This window comes from Streptomyces noursei ATCC 11455 (assembly GCF_001704275.1).
Lineage (GTDB): Bacteria > Actinomycetota > Actinomycetes > Streptomycetales > Streptomycetaceae > Streptomyces > Streptomyces noursei.
The window spans coordinates 2,862,588-2,881,002 of the sequence record NZ_CP011533.1 but is presented as its reverse complement, the minus strand read 5'-3'; the positions used below and the strand labels follow the sequence as shown (position 1 = coordinate 2,881,002).

At 73.4% G+C, this 18,415-nt stretch carries 12 protein-coding genes; all 12 read left to right on the top strand.

Features of this window, described 5'->3' with window-relative positions; translation table 11 throughout:
* Positions 1–35 precede the first annotated feature (35 nt).
* The 12 genes from SNOUR_RS11950 to trpC all read left to right on the top strand — a co-directional run bounded on the left by SNOUR_RS11950 (position 36) and on the right by trpC (position 18,370).
* Positions 36–7,937 carry a non-ribosomal peptide synthetase gene (locus SNOUR_RS11950; protein WP_067346353.1) on the top strand — a complete coding sequence of 2,634 codons (7,902 nt, stop codon included), beginning with the start codon at positions 36–38 and terminating at the stop codon, positions 7,935–7,937.
* Positions 7,938–7,973: 36 nt separating this feature from the next.
* On the top strand, positions 7,974–8,186 hold the full coding sequence (locus SNOUR_RS11945) for an MbtH family protein (RefSeq protein WP_039632070.1): 213 nt from the start codon (positions 7,974–7,976) through the stop codon (positions 8,184–8,186).
* 22 nt (positions 8,187–8,208) lie between these two features.
* A complete protein-coding gene (locus SNOUR_RS11940) occupies positions 8,209–9,225 on the top strand; it encodes a TauD/TfdA family dioxygenase (protein WP_067346352.1) in 1,017 nt (338 codons plus the stop codon).
* Positions 9,215–9,601 carry a nuclear transport factor 2 family protein gene (locus SNOUR_RS11935; protein WP_067346350.1) on the top strand — a complete coding sequence of 129 codons (387 nt, stop codon included), beginning with the start codon at positions 9,215–9,217 and terminating at the stop codon, positions 9,599–9,601. Before SNOUR_RS11940 ends, SNOUR_RS11935 begins: the two co-directional genes overlap by 11 nt.
* A gap of 44 nt (positions 9,602–9,645) precedes the next feature.
* Positions 9,646–10,758: a branched-chain amino acid aminotransferase gene (locus SNOUR_RS11930; protein ID WP_067346348.1), complete on the top strand. Its 1,113-nt coding sequence runs from the start codon at positions 9,646–9,648 to the stop codon at positions 10,756–10,758.
* A complete protein-coding gene (locus SNOUR_RS11925) occupies positions 10,755–11,270 on the top strand; it encodes a YbaK/EbsC family protein (protein WP_067346346.1) in 516 nt (171 codons plus the stop codon). The genes SNOUR_RS11930 and SNOUR_RS11925 overlap by 4 nt, the downstream gene beginning before the upstream one ends.
* 169 nt (positions 11,271–11,439) lie before the next feature.
* The gene (locus tag SNOUR_RS11920) at positions 11,440–12,990 is read left to right on the top strand and encodes a tryptophan halogenase family protein (protein WP_079142554.1); all 1,551 of its coding nucleotides are present in this window, start codon (positions 11,440–11,442) and stop codon (positions 12,988–12,990) included.
* 39 nt (positions 12,991–13,029) lie between these two features.
* On the top strand, positions 13,030–14,286 hold the full coding sequence (locus SNOUR_RS11915) for a cation:proton antiporter (RefSeq protein ID WP_067346342.1): 1,257 nt from the start codon (positions 13,030–13,032) through the stop codon (positions 14,284–14,286).
* Positions 14,283–14,828 (top strand): flavin reductase family protein, encoded by a 546-nt coding sequence (locus tag SNOUR_RS11910; RefSeq protein WP_312632551.1) that lies wholly within the window; start codon positions 14,283–14,285, stop codon positions 14,826–14,828. The genes SNOUR_RS11915 and SNOUR_RS11910 overlap by 4 nt, the downstream gene beginning before the upstream one ends.
* Before the next feature lie 49 nt (positions 14,829–14,877).
* Complete coding sequence (ddaH, locus tag SNOUR_RS11905; protein WP_067346341.1) at positions 14,878–15,759, top strand: dimethylargininase; 882 nt, start codon at positions 14,878–14,880, stop codon at positions 15,757–15,759.
* Positions 15,760–15,848: 89 nt separating this feature from the next.
* A complete protein-coding gene (locus tag SNOUR_RS11900) occupies positions 15,849–17,546 on the top strand; it encodes a 2-isopropylmalate synthase (protein WP_312632550.1) in 1,698 nt (565 codons plus the stop codon).
* Positions 17,546–18,370, top strand: a complete 825-nt coding sequence (trpC, locus tag SNOUR_RS11895) for an indole-3-glycerol phosphate synthase TrpC (RefSeq protein ID WP_079142552.1) — start codon at positions 17,546–17,548, stop codon at positions 18,368–18,370. Before SNOUR_RS11900 ends, trpC begins: the two co-directional genes overlap by 1 nt.
* The last annotated feature ends 45 nt before the right edge of the window (positions 18,371–18,415 follow it).

Here is an 18,415-nt window from a genome sequence, read left to right as displayed (position 1 = left end):
CCACTCACCCGTAGTACGCACGTAAGGAGACACGCATGGACGCCGCGGCATCCCGCGAGAGCTGGATACAGTCCCTTCCCGAGCACCTCCGGGACCGGATGCGCTCCCGCCTCGCCGGCGACGCCGGGGACGGGCGAGTGGGCCGGATCGTGCCGGTGGGCCGGGACCGGGACCTCCCGCTCTCCTTCGCCCAGCAACGCCTGTGGTTCCTGGACGAGTTCGAGCCCGGCAGCGCCGAGTACAACTCCTGCACCTCGCTGCGGCTCACCGGCGAGCTGTACGTCCCGGCGCTGGAGCTGGCCCTGACCGCGCTGGTGGCGCGCCACGAGTCGCTGCGCACCACCTTCGACGCGGTGGACGGGCAGGGCAGGCAGATCGTCGGCGAGCCCTTCCCGGTGGTGGTGCCGGTCGCACAGGTCCCGCGGGCACCTCGGGAGGACCGGGACGCGATCGTCCGGAGCCTGCTGCGCGCGGAGGTGGCCCGCCCCTTCGACCTGCGCACCGGCCCGCTGCTGCGCGGCCTGCTGCTCCGGCTCGACGAGCGGGAGCACATCCTCGCCCTGACCCTCCACCACATCGTCACCGACGGCTGGTCGATGGGGATCATCGGCAGGGAGCTGAGCGCCCTGTACGACGCCGCGCTGCGGCCCGGCGCGGCCACCGTCCCGGCGGTCCTGGAACGGGCCGGCCTGGCTCCGCTGGCCCTCCAGTACGCCGACTTCGCCGTCTGGCAGCGCGAGCGGCTCTCCGGCGCGGAGCTGGACCGCCAGCTCGCCTACTGGACCGGCAAGCTGGACGGGGTCGCCCCGCTGGAGCTGCCCACCGACCGGCCGCGCCCGGCGGTGCGCACCTCCGCCGGCGCCCAGCACCTCTTCTCGCTGTCGCCCGGGACCACCGAGCGGCTCGCCAAGGTGGCCAGGGACCGGGGCGCGACCCTGTTCATGGCCGTCACCGCACTGAGCCAACTGGTCCTCGCCCGCTACTCGGGACAGCACGACATCGCCGTGGGCACCTCCGTCTCCGGGCGGGACCGCGGCGAGGTGGAGGGGCTGGTGGGCTTCTTCGTCAACACCCTGGTGCTGCGCGCGGAGGTCGACGAGGCCCGGTCCTTCGGCGATTTCCTGGACTCCGTGCGGGAGACCGTGCTGGAGGCGTTCGCGCACGCCGAGGTGCCGTTCGAGCGGGTGGTGGACGCGGTGGTCACCGACCGCGACCTGAGCCGTCCACCGCTCGTCCAGGCCATGGTCTCCCTGCAGAACACCCCCGCCGAACCGCTGCGGCTGTCCGGGCTGACGCTGGAGGAGTACATCTTCGCCCGCGAACAGTCCCTCTTCGACATCGACTTCGACTTCTGGGAGCGCGACGGCGGCCTCCTGGGCGCCGTCCAGTACAACCCCGACCTCTTCGACGCGGCCACCGTCGAGCGGCTCTGCGTGCACCTGCGGACCCTCGCCGAGCGGCTGACCGCCGAGCCCGGCCGCCCCATGGACCGCGTCCCGATGCTCACCGAAGAGGAGGAGCACCGGCTGCTGGTGGACTGGAGCGGCGCCCGGCGCGAGCTGCCCGCCACCACCCTGCCCGCGGTGTACGAGGAGCAGGCCGCCCGCACGCCCGACGCCACCGCCCTGGTCTGCAACGCCGTCGCGCTGACCTTCCGCGAACTGGAGGAGCGCGCCAACCGGCTGGCGCACCACCTTCTCTCCCGCTCCGTCGGCCCCGAGGACCTCGTCGCCCTGGCGCTGCCCCGCACCGAGGACATGGTCATCGGCATCCTGGCGGTCCTCAAGGCGGGCGCGGCCTATGTGCCCGTCGACCCCGATCTGCCCCGCGACCGGGTGGAGTTCATGCTGGCGGACGCCGCGCCGGCGCTGGTCGTGGTCGCCGGTGAGGACACCGCGGCCCGGCTCGGGGTGCCGCCGTCCGTCCCGGTCCTGGACCTGACGGGCGCGTCCGCCCGCGCGCTCCTGGCCGCCTGCCCGGGGACCGCCCCCACGGACGCCGACCGCCGCACCCCGCTGCGCCCGGCCCACCCCGCGCACCTCATCTACACCTCCGGCTCCACCGGCCGTCCCAAGGGCGTGCTGACCGACCACGCCGGGCTGCTCAACCTCTACCGCAACCACGAGGCGGAGTTCATCCGCCCCGCGGCCCGGGCCGCCGGCGGACGGCGCTTCAAGGCCGCACTGACCGCGGTGTTCTCCTTCGACACCTCGTGGGAGGGCCTGCTGTGGATGGTCGCGGGCCACCAGCTGCACGTCATCGACGACGAGGTGCGGCGCGACCCCGAGGCGATCGTCGGATACGTCCGCAAGGAACGCATCGACCTCCTCGACCTCACCCCGACCTACGCCGAACAGGTCCTCGCCGCCGGGCTGCTGACCGGCGACGACCACCGGCCCGCGGTGCTGATGCTCGGCGGCGAGGCGGTCGGCGAGGCGCTGTGGCAGCAGCTGCGGGACGCCCCCGACACCGTCGGCTACAACTTCTACGGGCCGACCGAGGCGACCGTCGACACCCTGTGGTGCACACTCGCCGACAGCCCCCGCCCGGTCGTGGGCCGCCCCGTCCACAACACCGGCATCCGCGTGCTGGACCGCCGGCTGCGCCCGGTCCCGGTCGGCGTCGCCGGCGAACTGCACCTGACCGGCCCGCAGTTGGCCCGCGGCTACCTGGGGCGCGCGGCGCTGACCGCCGAGCGGTTCGTCGCCGACCCCTTCGGCGAGCCCGGCACGCGCATGTACCGCACCGGCGACCTGGTGCGCTGGACCGCCGACGGCGTCATCGAGTACCTCGGCCGCACCGACGACCAGGTCAAGGTGCGCGGCTTCCGCATCGAACTGGGCGAGATCGAGGCGGCGCTGGCCGCACACCCGGACGTCGCCCAGTCCGTGGTGGTGGCGCGCGAGGGCCGCGCGGGCGGCAAGCAGCTGATCGGCTATGTCGTGCCGGACCCGGGCGCCACCGCCCCGGACACCGCCGAGTTGCGCGAACTGCTCTCCCGCACCCTGCCCGACTACATGGTGCCCACCGTCGTCGTCGCCCTCGACGCGCTGCCGATGACCAGCAGCCGCAAGGTCGACCGCAAGGCCCTGCCGGCCCCCGACCCCGCCCTCTTCGCCTCCGCCGCCGCCCGCGTCGCCCCCCGCAACACCCTGGAGGAGACGCTGGCCGGCATCTGGATGCAGGTGCTCAGGCTCGACGGCGTCGGCGTGACGGACAACTTCTTCGAGCTGGGCGGCAACTCCATCCTCAGCATCCAGGTGATCTCCCGGGTGCGGAAGACCTTCGGCATCGAGCTGTCGGCCCGCGCCCTCTTCGACCGGCCGACGATCGCCGGCTTCGCCGAACAGGTCGCCGCGGGTCGGGCCGCCGCCCGCACCGGCCGGATCACCCCGGCCGACCGGGACCGCGCGCTGCCGCTGTCCTTCGCGCAGGCCCGGATGTGGTTCCTGGACGAGTTCGAGCCCGGCAACGCCGCCTACAACGCCGGCGGCGTCCTGCGGCTCACCGGCCCCCTGGACACCGGGGCCCTGGCCGCCGCCCTCTCCGCCCTGGTGCGCCGCCACGAGGTGCTGCGGACCACCTTCGACACCGTCGACGGCGAGGCCGTACAGCGCATCGGCGAGCCCTACGACGTCGCCGTCCCGCTCGCCGAGCTGACCGCCTCCGACCCCGCCGCCCGCGAGGCGGAACTCCAGGACACCCTGCGCGCCGAGATCGCCGTCCCGTTCGACCTGCGCACCGGCCCCCTGCTGCGGGCGCTGCTCGTCCGGGCCGCCGACGACGCGCACGCCCTCGCCGTCACCCTGCACCACATCGTCACCGACGGCTGGTCGATGGGCGTGGTCGCCCGCGAGCTGGGCGCGCTCTACGACGCGGCGCTGGAGTGCGGCTCCCGAGACGCCGCCGAGGTGCTGCACCACGCCGGCCTGGCCCCGCTGGCCGTCCAGTACGCGGACTACGCCGTCTGGCAGCGCGACCACCTGACCGGAGCCGAGCTGACCCGCCAACTCGACTTCTGGAAGGGGAAGCTGGACGGGGTGGCGCCGCTGGAGCTGCCCACCGACCGGCCCCGCCCGCCGGTGCGCGGCTACGCGGGCGCCCTGCGCGGCTTCGCGCTGTCGCCCGCCGCGACGGCCGGGCTCGCCCGCGCCGCCCAGGAGCACGGCGCCTCGCTCTTCATGGCCGTCACCGCGCTCAGCCAACTGGTCCTCGCCCGCTGGAGCGGACAGCGCGACATCGCGGTGGGCACCCTCAACTCCGGCCGCGACCGCGGCGAGGTGGAGGACCTGATCGGCTTCTTCGTCAACACCCTGGTGCTGCGCGAGGACGTCGACGAGCGGCTGCCGTTCGGGGAGTTCCTGGACTCCGTGCGCGAGACCGTGCTCGCGGCCTTCGCGCACGGCGAGGTGCCCTTCGAGCGGGTGGTGGACGCGGTGGTCGCCGAGCGCGATCTGAGCCGCCCGCCGCTGGTCCAGGCGCTGATCGCGTTCCAGAACACGCCCGCCGAGCCGATGCGGCTGCACGGCCTGGAGTTGTCCGAGCAGCCGCTCGCCCGCGACTTCTCGCTCTTCGACCTGACCCTGAACTACTGGGAGGAGGACGGCGCGCTGCGCGGCTCCGTCGAATACAGCACCGACCTCTTCGACGAGCCCACCATCGCCCGCCTCACCGGCCACCTCGCCACCCTCGCTGAGGCGCTGACCGCACCCGCCGCGGCCGAACGGCCCATGGCCGCACTGCCGATGCTCACCGCCGCGGAGCGGGAACGCGTCGCCGCGGACCGGACCGGCGACCGCCACCCGCTGCCGGACGCCACCGTCATGGACCTCTTCGAGAACCAGGCGGCCCGCACCCCCGACGCCCCCGCGGTGGTCTCCGCCGACGCGGCCCTCACCTACGCCGTACTCAACGAGCGCGCCAACCGCCTGGCCCGCCACCTGGTGAGCCTGGGCATCGGGCCCGAGGACGTCGTCGCGGTCGGCATGCCCCGGTCGGCCGACCTCCTGGTCGCGCTGTACGCGGTCCTCAAGGCCGGCGCCGCCTATCTCCCGGTCGACCCCGACTACCCGGCCGAACGCATCGCCGCACTGCTCGCCGACGCCCGCCCGGCCTGTGTACTCGCCGCCGGACCCGCTGACCCCGCTTCCCCGCTGGCGGCAGCGGGCGCCCCGTGCCTGGTCCTGGACGACCCCGCCACCCGGGCGGCGCTGGCCGGAGCGCCGGGCAGCGACCTCTGCGACGACGACCGGCGCGCGCCGCTGCGCCCCGGCAACGCCGCCTACGTCATCTACACCTCCGGCTCCACCGGCCGCCCCAAGGGCGTGGTCGTGCCGCACCGGGGGTTCGTCAACTACCTGCGCTGGTGCGAGGGTTCCTACCCCGGCATCCGCGGCGGCGCCGTGCTGCACTCCTCGGTCTCCTTCGACCTCACCGTCACCACCCTCTTCGGTCCGCTGATCGCCGGCGGCACGGTCTACGTCAGCGACCTGGAGGACCTGGACCCGACGTTGTGGGGCGCCGCGGGCCGGCCGGTGCCGACGTTCCTCAAGGCCACCCCGAGCCATGTCGGGCTGCTGGAGTCGCTGCCCGCCGAGGTGCTCGCCCACGGCGACCTCGTCGTCGGCGGCGAACAGCTCCTGGGCGAGGCGCTCGACGCCTGGCGCGGCGGCCACCGGGGGGCGACCGTCGTCAACGAATACGGGCCGACCGAGGCGACCGTGGGCTGCGTGGTGCACCGTCTGACCCCCGAGGACCCCGTGCCGTCCGGCCCGGTGCTCATCGGCGGCCCGTCGTGGAACATGCGCGCCCACGTCTTGGACGCCCTGCTGCGGCCGGTCCCGGTCGGCGTGCCCGGTGAGCTGTACGTCGCCGGCGCCCAGCTCGCCCGCGGCTACCTGGGACGCCCGGGACTGACCGCCGAGCGGTTCGTGGCCGATCCGTTCGGGGAACCGGGGGAGCGGATGTACCGCACCGGGGACCTGGTGCGGTGGACCGCCGACGGCGGCCTGGAGTACCAGGGCCGCACCGACGACCAGGTCAAGATCCGGGCGCACCGGATCGAACTGGGCGAGGTGGAGGCGGCGTTGGCCGCGGCCCCCGGCGTCGGCCAGGTCTGTGTCGTCGCGGCCGAGGGGCCCGGCGGGCTGCGGCTGGTCGGCTATGCGGCGCCGCGGCCCGACGGTCCGGCGCCCGACGCCGCGGCGCTCAAGGAGTTCGCCGCCCGCGTCCTGCCCGAGTACATGGTCCCCTCGGCCCTGGTGGTGCTGCCCGAACTGCCGCTGACCATCAACGGGAAGGTCGACCGCGCGGCGCTGCCCGCACCGGAGGCCGCCGCCGCGGCACCGGCCCCCGCCGAGGAGCCCACCACCGACACCCAGCGGCTGCTCGCCGGAGTCTTCGCCGAGCTGCTCGGCCTGGACCACGTCGGCCTGGACGACGGCTTCTTCGACCTGGGCGGCGACTCCATCCTCAGCATCCAGCTGGTCGCCCGGATCCGCCGCGCCGGCCTGCCGCTCACCTCGAAGGACGTCTTCCGCAGCAACACGGTGCGGGCACTGGCGGAGCTGATCGACGCCGGGCGGGACGCGGCCCGGACGGCGGACGAGGTCCGGCCCGGGGCGCCGGCGGCCACCAGGCCCGCGCCGCTCACCCCGATACAGCACTGGTTCTTCGACACCTACCGCACCGCGCCGGGGCACTACAACATGTCCGTGCTGCTGGAACTCGCCCCGGACGCCGACCACACCGCGCTGACCTCGGCGGTCCGGGCCGTGACGGCGCGGCACGAGGCGCTGCGGACGAGGTTCCCCGAGGGCCGGGAGCGGACCCAGCGGCCCGAACCGGACACCGTGCCGGTGCCGTTCGACCGGGAGGACGTCTCCGGCGTCGCCGCGGACGCGCTGGCCGCGACGCTCGACCGCGCCGTGACGGCGGCCCAGTCCTCCCTGGACCTCGCCCGGGGGCCGGTGGCCAGGGCGGTGCTCTTCGACGGCGGTACGGCGCACCCCTCCCGGCTCCTGCTGGTCGCCCACCACCTGGTCACCGACGCGGTCTCGCTGCGCATCCTGCTGTCCGACGTCGAGGCCGCCTACGCCCAGGCGCGCACGGGCGAGCCGATCCGGGTGGCGCCCGTACCGACGTCCTTCGCCCAGTGGGCGACGCGGCTGCGCGACCACGCCGGCACCCTCGACGGCGAACTCCCCTACTGGGAGGGAATACTGGAGAAGACCGCGCGGAATTCCGCGGCCCTTCCGGTGGATGCCGACGGCGCGCATACGGTATCGTCCGAGGCGGAATTCACGGTCGAACTGACCGAAATAGAAACCGAAGCGCTGCTGCGGACCGCGCCGGGCGCCCATCGGGTCCGTACCGAAGATCTTCTGCTGACCGCCCTCGGTGCAACGCTTTCCGAATGGACCGGCGGCGACGGCATCACGGTCGACCTCGAAGGCCACGGCCGCGACGAGATATTCGACGACCTGGACCTCTCCCGCACCGTCGGCTGGTTCACCACCCTCTACCCGGTGCATCTGCCCCGGTCCACCGGCGACGCCCCGCGCGCCAGGGCCAAGGCGGTGGCACGCCTGCTGCGGGCCGTCCCCGGCCGCGGCCGGGGCTACGGCGCGCTGCGGTACCTCGCCAAGGCACCCGCGCTGACCTCGGCGAACACGCCGCAGGTGGTCTTCAACTACCTTGGCCGCTTCGACCAGACCCCCGGCGGCGACCGGGCGGCGGGGCCCTTCGCCGCCGTCCTGCCGGCCGCCGCGCAGCAGAGCGACCGGGGCGAGCGGCCCCATCTGCTCGACCTCGCGGGAGCGGTGCACGGCGGGCGGTTCCGCCTCACCCTGCGCTATTCCCGCGCCGTGCACCACGAAAAGACCATCGCCGCGCTCGGTGAAGGTTTCCTGCGCGAACTGCGCACCCTCCTCGGCTAATCTCCGAAATTCCGGACGCAACGAAAGGAAAATCCCATGTCTGCCAACCCATTCGAGAATGACGAAGCCTTCTACCTGGTGCTCCGCAACACCGAGGGACAGCACTCCCTGTGGCCCAGCTTCGCCGAAGTCCCCCAGGGCTGGGAGGTCGCCTTCGGCCCGCAACTGCGCCAGGAATGCCTGGAATTCGTCAACGAGAACTGGACCGACATGCGCCCCAAGTCCCTGATCGAGGCCATGGGTGCCTGAGCAAGAGAGGCGGAACAGCACCATGGTTGAGGAACTGCCCGAGCACCTGACCCTCCTCGGCGGCCGGCCCGGCCGCCTGGAGGGCACGGCCCACACCAAAGTCGTCGTCTACGAGGGCTTCCGGGCCGACGCCCCCGGCGCGACCGCGGACATCGCCCGCTGGGCCACCGAACAGCGCCCGCACCTCATGGAGGCCCTCGACACCCACGGCGCGGTGCTGGTGCGCGGCGTGGTCGACAACGCCGCGCTGCTCAACGACGTCGCGGCCCGGATCGGCGGCGAACTGCTCAGCTACACCGAGCGCTCCACGCCCCGCAGCCAGGTCGACGGCAACGTCTACACCTCCACCGAGTACCCGGCGAACCAGACCATCGTCCAGCACAACGAGAGCGCGTACGCGCACAGTTACCCGCGCTGGCTGTTCTTCGCCTCGATCGTCGCCGCCGACACCGGCGGCGAGACCCCCCTCGCCGACACCCGTGCGCTGCTGGACCACCTGCCCGCCGACCTGGTGGCCCGCTTCCGGGACCAGGGCGTGCTCTACACCCGCGCCTACCGCGAGGGCATGGGCCTGACCTGGCAGGAGTCGTACCAGACCGAGGACCGCGCCGAGGTCGAGCGCTACTGCAAGCAGCACGGCATCGAGTTCACCTGGACCGAGGACGGCCTGCGGACCCGGCACCGCCGGCCCGCCCTGGTCACCGACCCGGTCAGCGGCCGCGAGTCGTGGTTCAACCAGGCCCACCTCTTCCACACCTCCAACCTGCCCCCGGCCACCCGGGAGGCGCTGGCCGAGATGTTCGACGAGGAGGACATGCCGCGCGCCGCCTACTTCGGCGACGGCACGCCCATCACCGACGAGGAGATGGACACCGTCCGGGACGCGTTCGAGACCTGCCTGTACGCCTTCCCCTGGGTCCGCGGCGACCTGCTGATCGTCAACAACCTGCTGGTCTCGCACGGCCGCCGCCCCTACACCGGCGAGCGGCAGACCCTGGTCGCCATGGCGGGCGCGGGAGGTGGCGACGGTGCGCACTGACCCGACGGACCCGGCCCACGAGGCCAGGGCGGCCAAGGTGCGCGAGTACTACCGCCTGGTGGACGCCGCCGACGTGCCCGGCCTGATCGCGCTGTTCACCGAGGACGCCGTCTACCGGCGCCCCGGCTATCCGCCGATGCGCGGCCACCAGGGCCTGCGCGCCTTCTACACCGGCGAGCGGGTCATCGCGCGCGGCCGGCACACGGTCACCTCGCTCCTCGTCGAGGGCGAGCGCAGCGCGGTCACCGGCGTCTTCGAGGGCGTCCTGAAGGACGGCAGCGAAGTCTCCCTGGAATTCGCCGACTTCTTCGTGCACCGCGACGACGACCAGTGCTTCCGCCAACGGGACACCTACTTCTTCGCCCCGCTGGTCTGACGCCCCGACCGCCCGATCCGCACGACCCGCCACAGGAGGCCGGAGTGCACCTCGTGTCCAAACCCGTCGCCCGCCCGCTGACCCCGACGCAGCGCGCGGAACGCACCACCTCGACCGCCTTCGGCTCCGCCTTCACCGAGCACCTGGTCTCCGTCCGATGGAGCGAGGAACGGGGCTGGCACGAGGCGGAGCTGCGCCCCTACGAACCGCTGGTGCTGGACCCCGCCACGGTCGGCCTGCACTACGGGCAGGTCGTCTTCGAGGGCCTCAAGGCGTTCCGCTCGCACACCGGCTCGGTCGGCGTCTTCCGGCCGGACGCGCACGCCCGCCGGATGCGCGCCTCCGCCCGCCGGCTGATGATGCCCGAACCGCCCGAGGAGCTGTTCCTCACCGCGGTGGACGCCCTGGTCGCCCAGGACCAGCAGTGGATACCCGACGACCCCGCCATGAGCCTGTACCTGCGGCCGCTGCTGTTCGCCAGCGAACGCACCCTCGCGCTGCGCCCGGCCCGCGAGTACCGCTTCCTGCTGATGGCCTTCGTCACCGAGGGCTACTTCGGCCCCGCCCAGCGCCCGGTACGGGTCCAGGTCACCGAGACCTACTCCCGGGCCGCGGCCGGCGGGACCGGCGCCGCCAAGTGCGCCGGCAACTACGCCGGCAGCCTGCTGCCCCAGGCCGAGGCCCAGGAACAGGGCTTCGACCAGGTCGTCTGGCTCGACCCGGTGGAGCGCCGCTGGGTGGAGGAACTGGGCGGGATGAACCTCTTCTTCGTCTACGGCTCGGGCCGCGACGCGCGCCTGGTCACCCCGCCGCTGTCCGGCAGCCTGCTGGCCGGGGTGACCCGGGACGCGCTGCTGCGCCTCGCCCCCGCCCTGGGAGTGCCCGCCGCCGAGGAGCCGATGAGCCTTGCGGAGTGGCGCCGCGGCTGCGCCGCCGGCGAGCTGACCGAGGTGTTCGCCTGCGGCACCGCCGCCCGGATCACCCCCGTGGGCGAGGTCGGCACCGCCGACGGCAGCTGGACGATCGGCGACGGCACCACCGGCGAGGTCACCACCCGGCTCTCCGACGCCCTCTTCGGCATCCAGCGCGGGGAACTGCCCGACCGCTGGTCCTGGATGCGGCCCGTCGCCCCGGCACCGCAGCCGGCCGGCACATGACCACGCGGCCGACCCCGGATGCCGGGCAGGGCCAACGCCCGGCATCCGCACGACTGTTGGGGCTCCTGGACGCGGTCGGTGCCCGATACCGGCTGCTCCCGCACCCGCCCGAAGGGAACACCGCACGGGCCAGCGAGCTGCGCGGGCACCCCCTCTCCGCGGCGGCGAAGTGCATGATCGTCACCGTGCCGGACGCGCTGCCCGCCGCGCGGCAGGTCCTCGCGGTCATCCCCGGCGACCGGCGGGTGGCCCTCCCGCGGGTGGCCGCCCAGTGCGGCGCCCGCCGGGCCAAGCTGGCCGACCGCGCGCTCGCCGAGCGCCTGAGCGGCTGCGTCAGCGGCAGCATCATCCCCTTCTCGTTCCACGACGAGCTCACCGTCCTGGCCGACCCGGCGCTGCTGGACGAGCCCGTCCTGTATTTCAACGCGGCCCGCCTGGACCTCTCGGTGGCGCTGGCCACCGAGGACTACCGCGCGCTGGCCGATCCCAAGGTCGTCCCGATCGCCGAATGACGGCGCCGGCGACACCCTGCGCCGACTTCGCCAAGTGGCCTGAAATGCGCCCTGAGATGCGTCTTTTCAACAGCGCTTAAGAGCCTGTTACTCCGTCCCGGCCTGCTGAAAGCTGAGCGCCGACTCGACGTATTTCCCGCCCGTCACCACCACCTCCGGAGGAATTCTCGTGCTTTCCAGCGTAGTTATTGTCGGCGGCGGCACATCGGGCTGGATGACCGCCGCGTATTTGCGGGCCGCGCTCGGTACGAGCGTCAATGTCACCGTCATCGAGTCCAAGCGGATCAAAACGATCGGCGTCGGCGAGGCCACGTTCTCCACCGTGCGCCACTTCTTCGACTACCTCGGCCTCTCGGAGAACGACTGGATGCCGAAGTGCAACGCCACCTACAAGCTCGGCATCCGCTTCGAGAACTGGCGCGCCAAGGGCCACTACTTCTACCACCCCTTCGAGCGGCTGCGGGTCGTCGACGGCTTCCCGCTCACCGAGTGGTGGCTGAACAAGAAGCCCAGCGACCGCTTCGACCAGGACGTCTTCCTGATGTCCGAGATCTGCGACACCATGCGCTCGCCGCGCTACCTGGACGGCACCCTCTTCGAGCAGGACTTCGTCGAGCACGGCGGCTCCATGGACCCGGAGCGCTCCACCCTCTCCGAACAGGCCACCCAGTTCCCCTACGCCTACCAGTTCGACGCGTCGCTGCTCGCCGACTTCCTCACCGAGTACGCCACCACGCGCGGTGCCCGGCACATCGAGGACGACGTGGTGGAGGTCGTCCGCGACGAGCGCGGCTGGATCAGCCATCTCAAGACCCGCGAACACGGCGAGCTGGCCGGCGACCTGTTCGTCGACTGCACCGGCTTCGCCGGCCTGCTGCTCAACAAGACGCTGGGCGAACCGTTCGTCTCGTACCAGAACACCCTGCCCAACGACAGCGCGGTGGCGCTGCGCGTCCCGCACGACGCCGAGCGCACCCGGCTGCGCCCGTGCACCACCGCCACCGCGCAGGAGGCCGGCTGGATCTGGACGATCCCGCTCTTCGAGCGCATCGGCACCGGCTACGTCTACGCCAGCGACTACACCACCCCCGAAGAGGCCGAGCGCACCCTGCGCGAATTCGTCGGCCCGCAGGCCGCGGACGTCGAGGCCAATCACATCCGCATGCGGATCGGCCGCAGCCGGCACTCCTGGGTCAACAACTGCGTGGCCATCGGCCTTTCCAGCGGATTCGTCGAGCCGCTGGAATCGACCGGCATCTTCTTCATCCAGCAGGGCATCGAGGAACTCGTCAAGCATTTCCCGGACGCGAAGTGGGACCCGAAGCTCCGCGATTCCTACAACCGCGTCGTGGCCAACACCATGGACGGCGTACGGGAATTCCTGGTGCTGCACTACCGCACCGCGGCCCGCAACGACAACGCCTATTGGCGGGACGCCAAGACCCGCGAACTCCCCGACGGGCTGGCCGCCCGCCTGGAGGCGTGGCAGTCCAAGCTGCCCACCGAGGAGACGGTCTTCCCGCACTACCACGGGTTCGAGCCCTACTCCTACCACGCGATGCTGCTCGGCCTCGGCGGCCTCGACGTCAAGCCCGCGCCCGTCCTCGCGCACATGGACGACTCGCGCGCCGCGCAGGAGATCCAGCGGCTCAAGGACCAGGCCCGCGACATCGCCAAGCGGCTGCCCAGCCAGTACGAGTACCTCGCCCAGATGCACTGACCGTCGGGCCCCACCCCCCAGCAGGACGAAGGAGAGACCGTGGACGCACTGACCCTCGCCCCACCGGCGCTGGTTCTGGGGGCGATCGTCCCCACCGCGCTGCTGGGCCGCTGGGCGGCCCGTCGCCTCGGCCAGCCCGAGGTGGTCGGCGAGATCTCGGTCTGCCTGCTGCTGGGGGTGCTGCTGGTCACCCGGTTCGGCTGGGGCGGTGCGCACTCCCCGGGCAAGGACGTGCTGGCGGAGCTGGGCCACCTCGGGCTGGCGCTGTTCCTGGTGGGAGCCGCGCACGAGATCCGCGGCGGTGCGTCCCGGCTCAGCGGCCGGGCGGTCGCCTGGCTGACGGTCGGCTCCGCGCTGCTGCCGATGGCCGCCGGCGCACTGCTGGCCGCATGGGTCCTGCGCTACGGCGGACCCCGGTTGCGCGGCGGGGCCGACACCCCGGCGCTGGTGCTGCTGTTGATCGTCTCGCTGGCCGTCACCGCCGTCCCGGTACTGGCCGGCATCCTCAAGGACCGGCGGATGCAGCACACCGAGACCGGGCGACTGGCGATGGCCAGCGCGGTCACCATCGACGCGGTCACCTGGGTGCTGCTCGCGCTGTCCGTGGCGCTGGCCACCGGCGACGGCGGCGTCGATCGGGCCGGTGCCGTCCTCGCCTGCGGCGCGCTCGGCGCCTACGCGGTGCGCCGGCTGGCCGCCGCCGCCCCGGTGCGGACCGCGGCCGCCGCCCACCCCGCGGCGGTACTGGTCCTGGTCGCCGCGGCGGCCTTCGGCGCGGCCACCGCCACCGGCCAACTCGGCCTGACCGAGGTCTTCGGCGCGGCGCTGATGGGCCTGGCGCTGCCCGCCGACGGCGAGCGCGGCCCGTTCACCCGGGCCGCCGACACCCTCGGCAGAGCCGGCCGGGTGGCCCTGCCGCTCCTCTTCACGATCACCGGCACCTCGCTCGCCGTCGGCCCGGACGCGGTGTTCTCCTGGCCGGCGGTGGCGCTGGGCACGGGGCTGGCCATCGCCGGGAAGCTGATCGGCAGCTATCTGGGCGCGCGGGCCGGCGCCCGGTCGCACCGCGAAGGGCTGCGCCTGGCCGCCCTGATGAACACCCGCGGCCTGACCGAGATCGTCGTCCTGCAGACCGGCTACAGCGCGGGCATCCTCACCTCCGGCCTCTATCTGGCGCTGATCATCATGGCGCTGATCACCACCGCACTCAGCGGCCCGCTCCTGTGGGTCGCCGACCGCCGCACCCGCCCCGTCCCCGTGGGCGCGGAGCCCACCCTTCTACCAGCCGAGCGGTGAGTACCTTGGACCTCGCAACGACACCTGCCGACGAGACCGCGACCGTCCGCGAAGCGACCGGCCCGGACCGGTTCCGGGCACTGATGTCCGGCTTCCCCAGCGGCGTCGCGATCGTCACCGCCGTGGACGAAGACCACCGCCCCTGGGGCATGACCTGCTCGGCGCTGTGCAGCGTCACGGTCGACCCGCCGACGCTGCTGGTCGGGATGCGGAGCCAGAGCCCCACCCTGGCGGCGGCCCTGCACACCGGCACCTTCGCGGTCAACCTGCTGCACGCCAAGGGCCGGGAGACCGCCGAACTGTTCGCCTCCGGCGACCCGGACCGCTTCGCCGTCACCGCCTGGGACACGCCCGCCGGCGGCGCCGGCCCCCATCTGACCGAGGCCGCCCGGGCGGTCGCCGACTGCCGGATCACCGAGACCGTACGGGTCGGCGGCCAGCGCATGGTCTTCGGCGAGGTCTACGGGATCCGTGAACTGGCCGACACCGAGCCCCTGTTGTACGGCCTGCGGTCCTACCGCGCCTGGCCGTCCCCGGCCTGAGCCCCGCCGCACCGCCCGTCCACCCCACACCCACGTGAACTGGAGCATCATGAGCGAGTCCGCGCCCCGTGCCCACCGCCGTGCCCGTACCGCCCGGCCCCGGCGCTACCTGATGTGCCGCCCCACCCACTTCGAGGTCAGCTACTCCATCAACCCCTGGATGGACCCCGCCAAGCCCGTCGACGCCGAACTGGCCGTCGCCCAGTGGGAGCGACTGCGCGCCCTGTACGGCGACCTCGGCCACCAGGTGGAGCTGATAGACCCGATCCCGGGCCTGCCGGACATGGTCTACGCCGCCAACGGCGCCACCGTCATCGACGGCAAGGTCCTCGGCGCCCGCTTCCGCAACGCCCAGCGCACCGCCGAGGGCCCCGCCTACCTGGACTGGTTCCGCGCCGCCGGCCTCCCGACGCTGCACGACCCGCAGCACATCAACGAGGGCGAGGGCGACTTCCTGGTCACCGGCAGCTGGATCCTGGCCGGCCGCGGCTTCCGCAGCGCCCCCGAAGGACACGCCGAGGCCCAGGAGTTCTTCGGCCGTCCGGTCATCGGCCTGGAGCTGACCGACCCCCGCTACTACCACCTCGACACCGCGCTGGCCGTCCTCGACCACGACGAGGTCATGTACAACCCCGAGGCGTTCTCGCCCGGCAGCCTCGCCGTGCTGCGGCGCCTGTTCCCCGACGCGGTCCTCGCCGACCCCGCCGACGCCGCCGTCTTCGGCCTCAACGCGGTCAGCGACGGCCGCCACGTGGTGCTGCCCGAAGCGGCCACCGGGCTCGCCGCGCAGCTTCGCGCGCGCGGCTTCGAACCCCTCGGCGTCGACCTGTCCGAACTGCTCAAGGGCGGCGGCAGCGTCAAGTGCTGCACCCTCGAACTGCGCCCGGCGGCCGGCCCGGACACCACCGCAAGACCGCACGAAAGAGCCTGACGGCTCGCCACCCACGGCGAACGGTGCCGCGCGGCAACCGCTCCGCGGCGCGGCGCCCCGCCCTTCCGCATGTCCTACGGGAGGCCCTCATGGAGGACAGCACCGTCCACGCACGGCACACCGCACCACTCCTGCCGCACACCGGCGTGCAGCGCCCCAGCCGCATGCCGACCGGCAAGTACCGCCCCTACCGGCCCCTCGGACTCCCCGACCGCACCTGGCCGGACCGGGTGGCCCACCAAGCTCCCCTGTGGTGCAGCGTCGATCTGCGCGACGGCAACCAGGCGCTGATCGAACCGATGAACGTCGAGCGCAAACGCCGGATGTTCGACCTCCTGGTGTCCATGGGCTTCAAGGAGATCGAGGTCGGCTACCCGACGGCCTCCAGGGACGACCACGCCTTCGTCCGCCACCTCATCGAGGACGACGCCATCCCCGAGGACGTCGTCATCCAGGTGATGTCCCCCATCCGCGAGGACTTCATCGAGCGCACGGTCCGCTGCCTGCGCGGCACCCGGCGCGCCTGCCTGCAGGTCTTCAACCCCACCTCCGAGGCGCAGCGGCGGCTGGTGCTGCGCGCCGACCGGGGGGCCACCCTCGCCCTCGCCCTCGACGGCGCCCGCCAGGCCCTGCGCCTGCAGGACTCCCTCCCCGGCACCGAGCTCCACCTCCAGTACGCCCCCGAGTCCTACACCCAGACCGAGCCCGACTACGCGCTGGAGATCTGCAACGCCGTACTGGACCTCTGGGCACCCCGCGCCGACCACACCCTGCGCATCAACCTCCCCGCCACCGTCGAGGTCTTCCCGCCCCAGGAGTTCGCCGACCGGATCGAGTACGTCAGCCGGCACCTCGCCCACCGCGACCGCACCCTGCTGTCCGTGCACCCGCACAACGACCGCGGCAGCGGCGTCGCGGCCGCCGAGATGGCCGTGCTGGCCGGCGCGCAGCGCGTCGAGGGCACCCTCTTCGGCAACGGGGAACGCACCGGCAACGTCTGCCTGATCACCCTCGCCATGAACCTCTTCTCGCAGGGCGTCGACCCGATGCTGGACCTCGGCGCCATCGACCGCATCCGGCGCGTCGTCGAGGACTGCAACCAGATGCCGGTACCGGCCCGACACCCCTGGGCGGGCGACTTCGTCTACACCTCGTTCGCCGGCACCCACCAGGACGCCATCAGCAAGGGCCTGCTCGCCCGGCAGAAGGCCGGCGACCGCGGCGTGTGGGACGTGCCCTACCTCCCCGTCGACCCCCGCGACATCGGACGCGACTACCAGGCCCTGATCCGGATCAACACCCAGTCCGGCAAGGGCGGCATCGCCCACCTCCTGCGCAGCGAGTACGGCCTCGAACTGCCCCGGCGCCTGCAGATCGACTTCGCCGCGGTGATGCAGCAGCGCTGCGAACGCACCGGGGGCGAGGCATCCGCCCCGCAGCTGTGGCTGACCTTCGAGGAGACCTACGCCCTGCCGCGCGCCGCGGACGCCCCCGCGCACCCGCCGGTCCCCCCGATCGGGGAACCGACCGGCGCCGCCGCCGACCGCTGGCGCGCCCCCGCACAGGACCTGCTCGGCGCGCTGGGCGCGACCGGCCAGGTCCGCCACCTACAGGTCGACCGGGTCTCCGGCCGCCTCAACGGCATCGTCGCCTACCTGGAGGTCGTGGTGGGCGACCGCGCCTTCTGGGCCGTCGGCCGGCACCCCGAGGAGAGCGAGGCGGTGCGCCGCGCGGTACGCTCCGCGGCCCGGCGCGCCGCCCTGCCGCGCACCCCGGTGGCGCCGTGATGCCATCGAGAACACCGAGAACACCGAGCACACCGACCGTGCTCGACCGGATCGTGACCGGCGTGCGGGAGGACCTCGCCGTCCGCCGACGCGCCGTGCCCGAGGCCGCGTTGCGGGACCGGGTGGCCGAACTGCCGCCGGCCCGCGACGCGGTGGCGGCGCTGCGCCGCCCCGCCGGCGTCCAGGTCGTCGCGGAGGTGAAGCGGGCCAGCCCCTCCAAGGGAGCGCTGGCCCCGATCGCCGACCCCGCCGCACTGGCCAGGGCGTACGAGGACGCGGGTGCCGCGGCCGTCAGCGTGCTCACCGAGGAGCGCCGCTTCCGCGGCTCGCTCGACGACCTCGACGCGGTCCGGGCCCGGGTCGGACTCCCCGTGCTGCGCAAGGACTTCATCGTCACGCGCTACCAGCTGTGGGAGGCGCGGGCGCACGGCGCCGACCTGGCACTGCTGATCGTGGCCGCGCTGCCGCAGCCGGAGCTGGTCGCACTGATGGCGACCGCCGCCGAACTGGGCCTGACCGCCCTGGTGGAGGTGCACGACGAGGCGGAGACCGAACGGGCGCTGGCCGCCGGGGCGAGGGTCGTCGGGGTCAACGCCCGGGACCTGCGGACCCTGGAGATCGACCGGTCCGTCTTCGGACGGCTGGCGGCACTGCTCCCCGAGGACGTGGTCCGGATCGCCGAGTCGGGGATCCGGGGCCCGGCGGACGTCGCCGCGGTGGCGGCCCACGGCGCGGACGCCGTACTGGTGGGGGAGGCCCTGGTCACCGGTGCCGACGGCCCGCGGCGGACGCTGGCCGCGCTGCGCGCCGCGGGACGGCGCTGACGCGGCACGGTGCGGTGGCCCCCGGTGCGGCGCCGGGGGCCACCG

Excerpts from the sequence above, each read along its gene's own strand:
- SNOUR_RS11950 (WP_067346353.1), top strand. The coding sequence starts at position 36 with ATGGACGCCGCGGCATCCCGCGAGAGCTGGATACAGTCCCTTCCCGAG.
- SNOUR_RS11945 (WP_039632070.1), top strand. The coding sequence starts at position 7,974 with ATGTCTGCCAACCCATTCGAGAATGACGAAGCCTTCTACCTGGTGCTC.
- SNOUR_RS11940 (WP_067346352.1), top strand. The coding sequence starts at position 8,209 with ATGGTTGAGGAACTGCCCGAGCACCTGACCCTCCTCGGCGGCCGGCCC.
- SNOUR_RS11925 (WP_067346346.1), top strand. The coding sequence starts at position 10,755 with ATGACCACGCGGCCGACCCCGGATGCCGGGCAGGGCCAACGCCCGGCA.
- ddaH (WP_067346341.1), top strand. The coding sequence starts at position 14,878 with ATGAGCGAGTCCGCGCCCCGTGCCCACCGCCGTGCCCGTACCGCCCGG.
- SNOUR_RS11900 (WP_312632550.1), top strand. The coding sequence starts at position 15,849 with ATGGAGGACAGCACCGTCCACGCACGGCACACCGCACCACTCCTGCCG.
- trpC (WP_079142552.1), top strand. The coding sequence starts at position 17,546 with ATGCCATCGAGAACACCGAGAACACCGAGCACACCGACCGTGCTCGAC.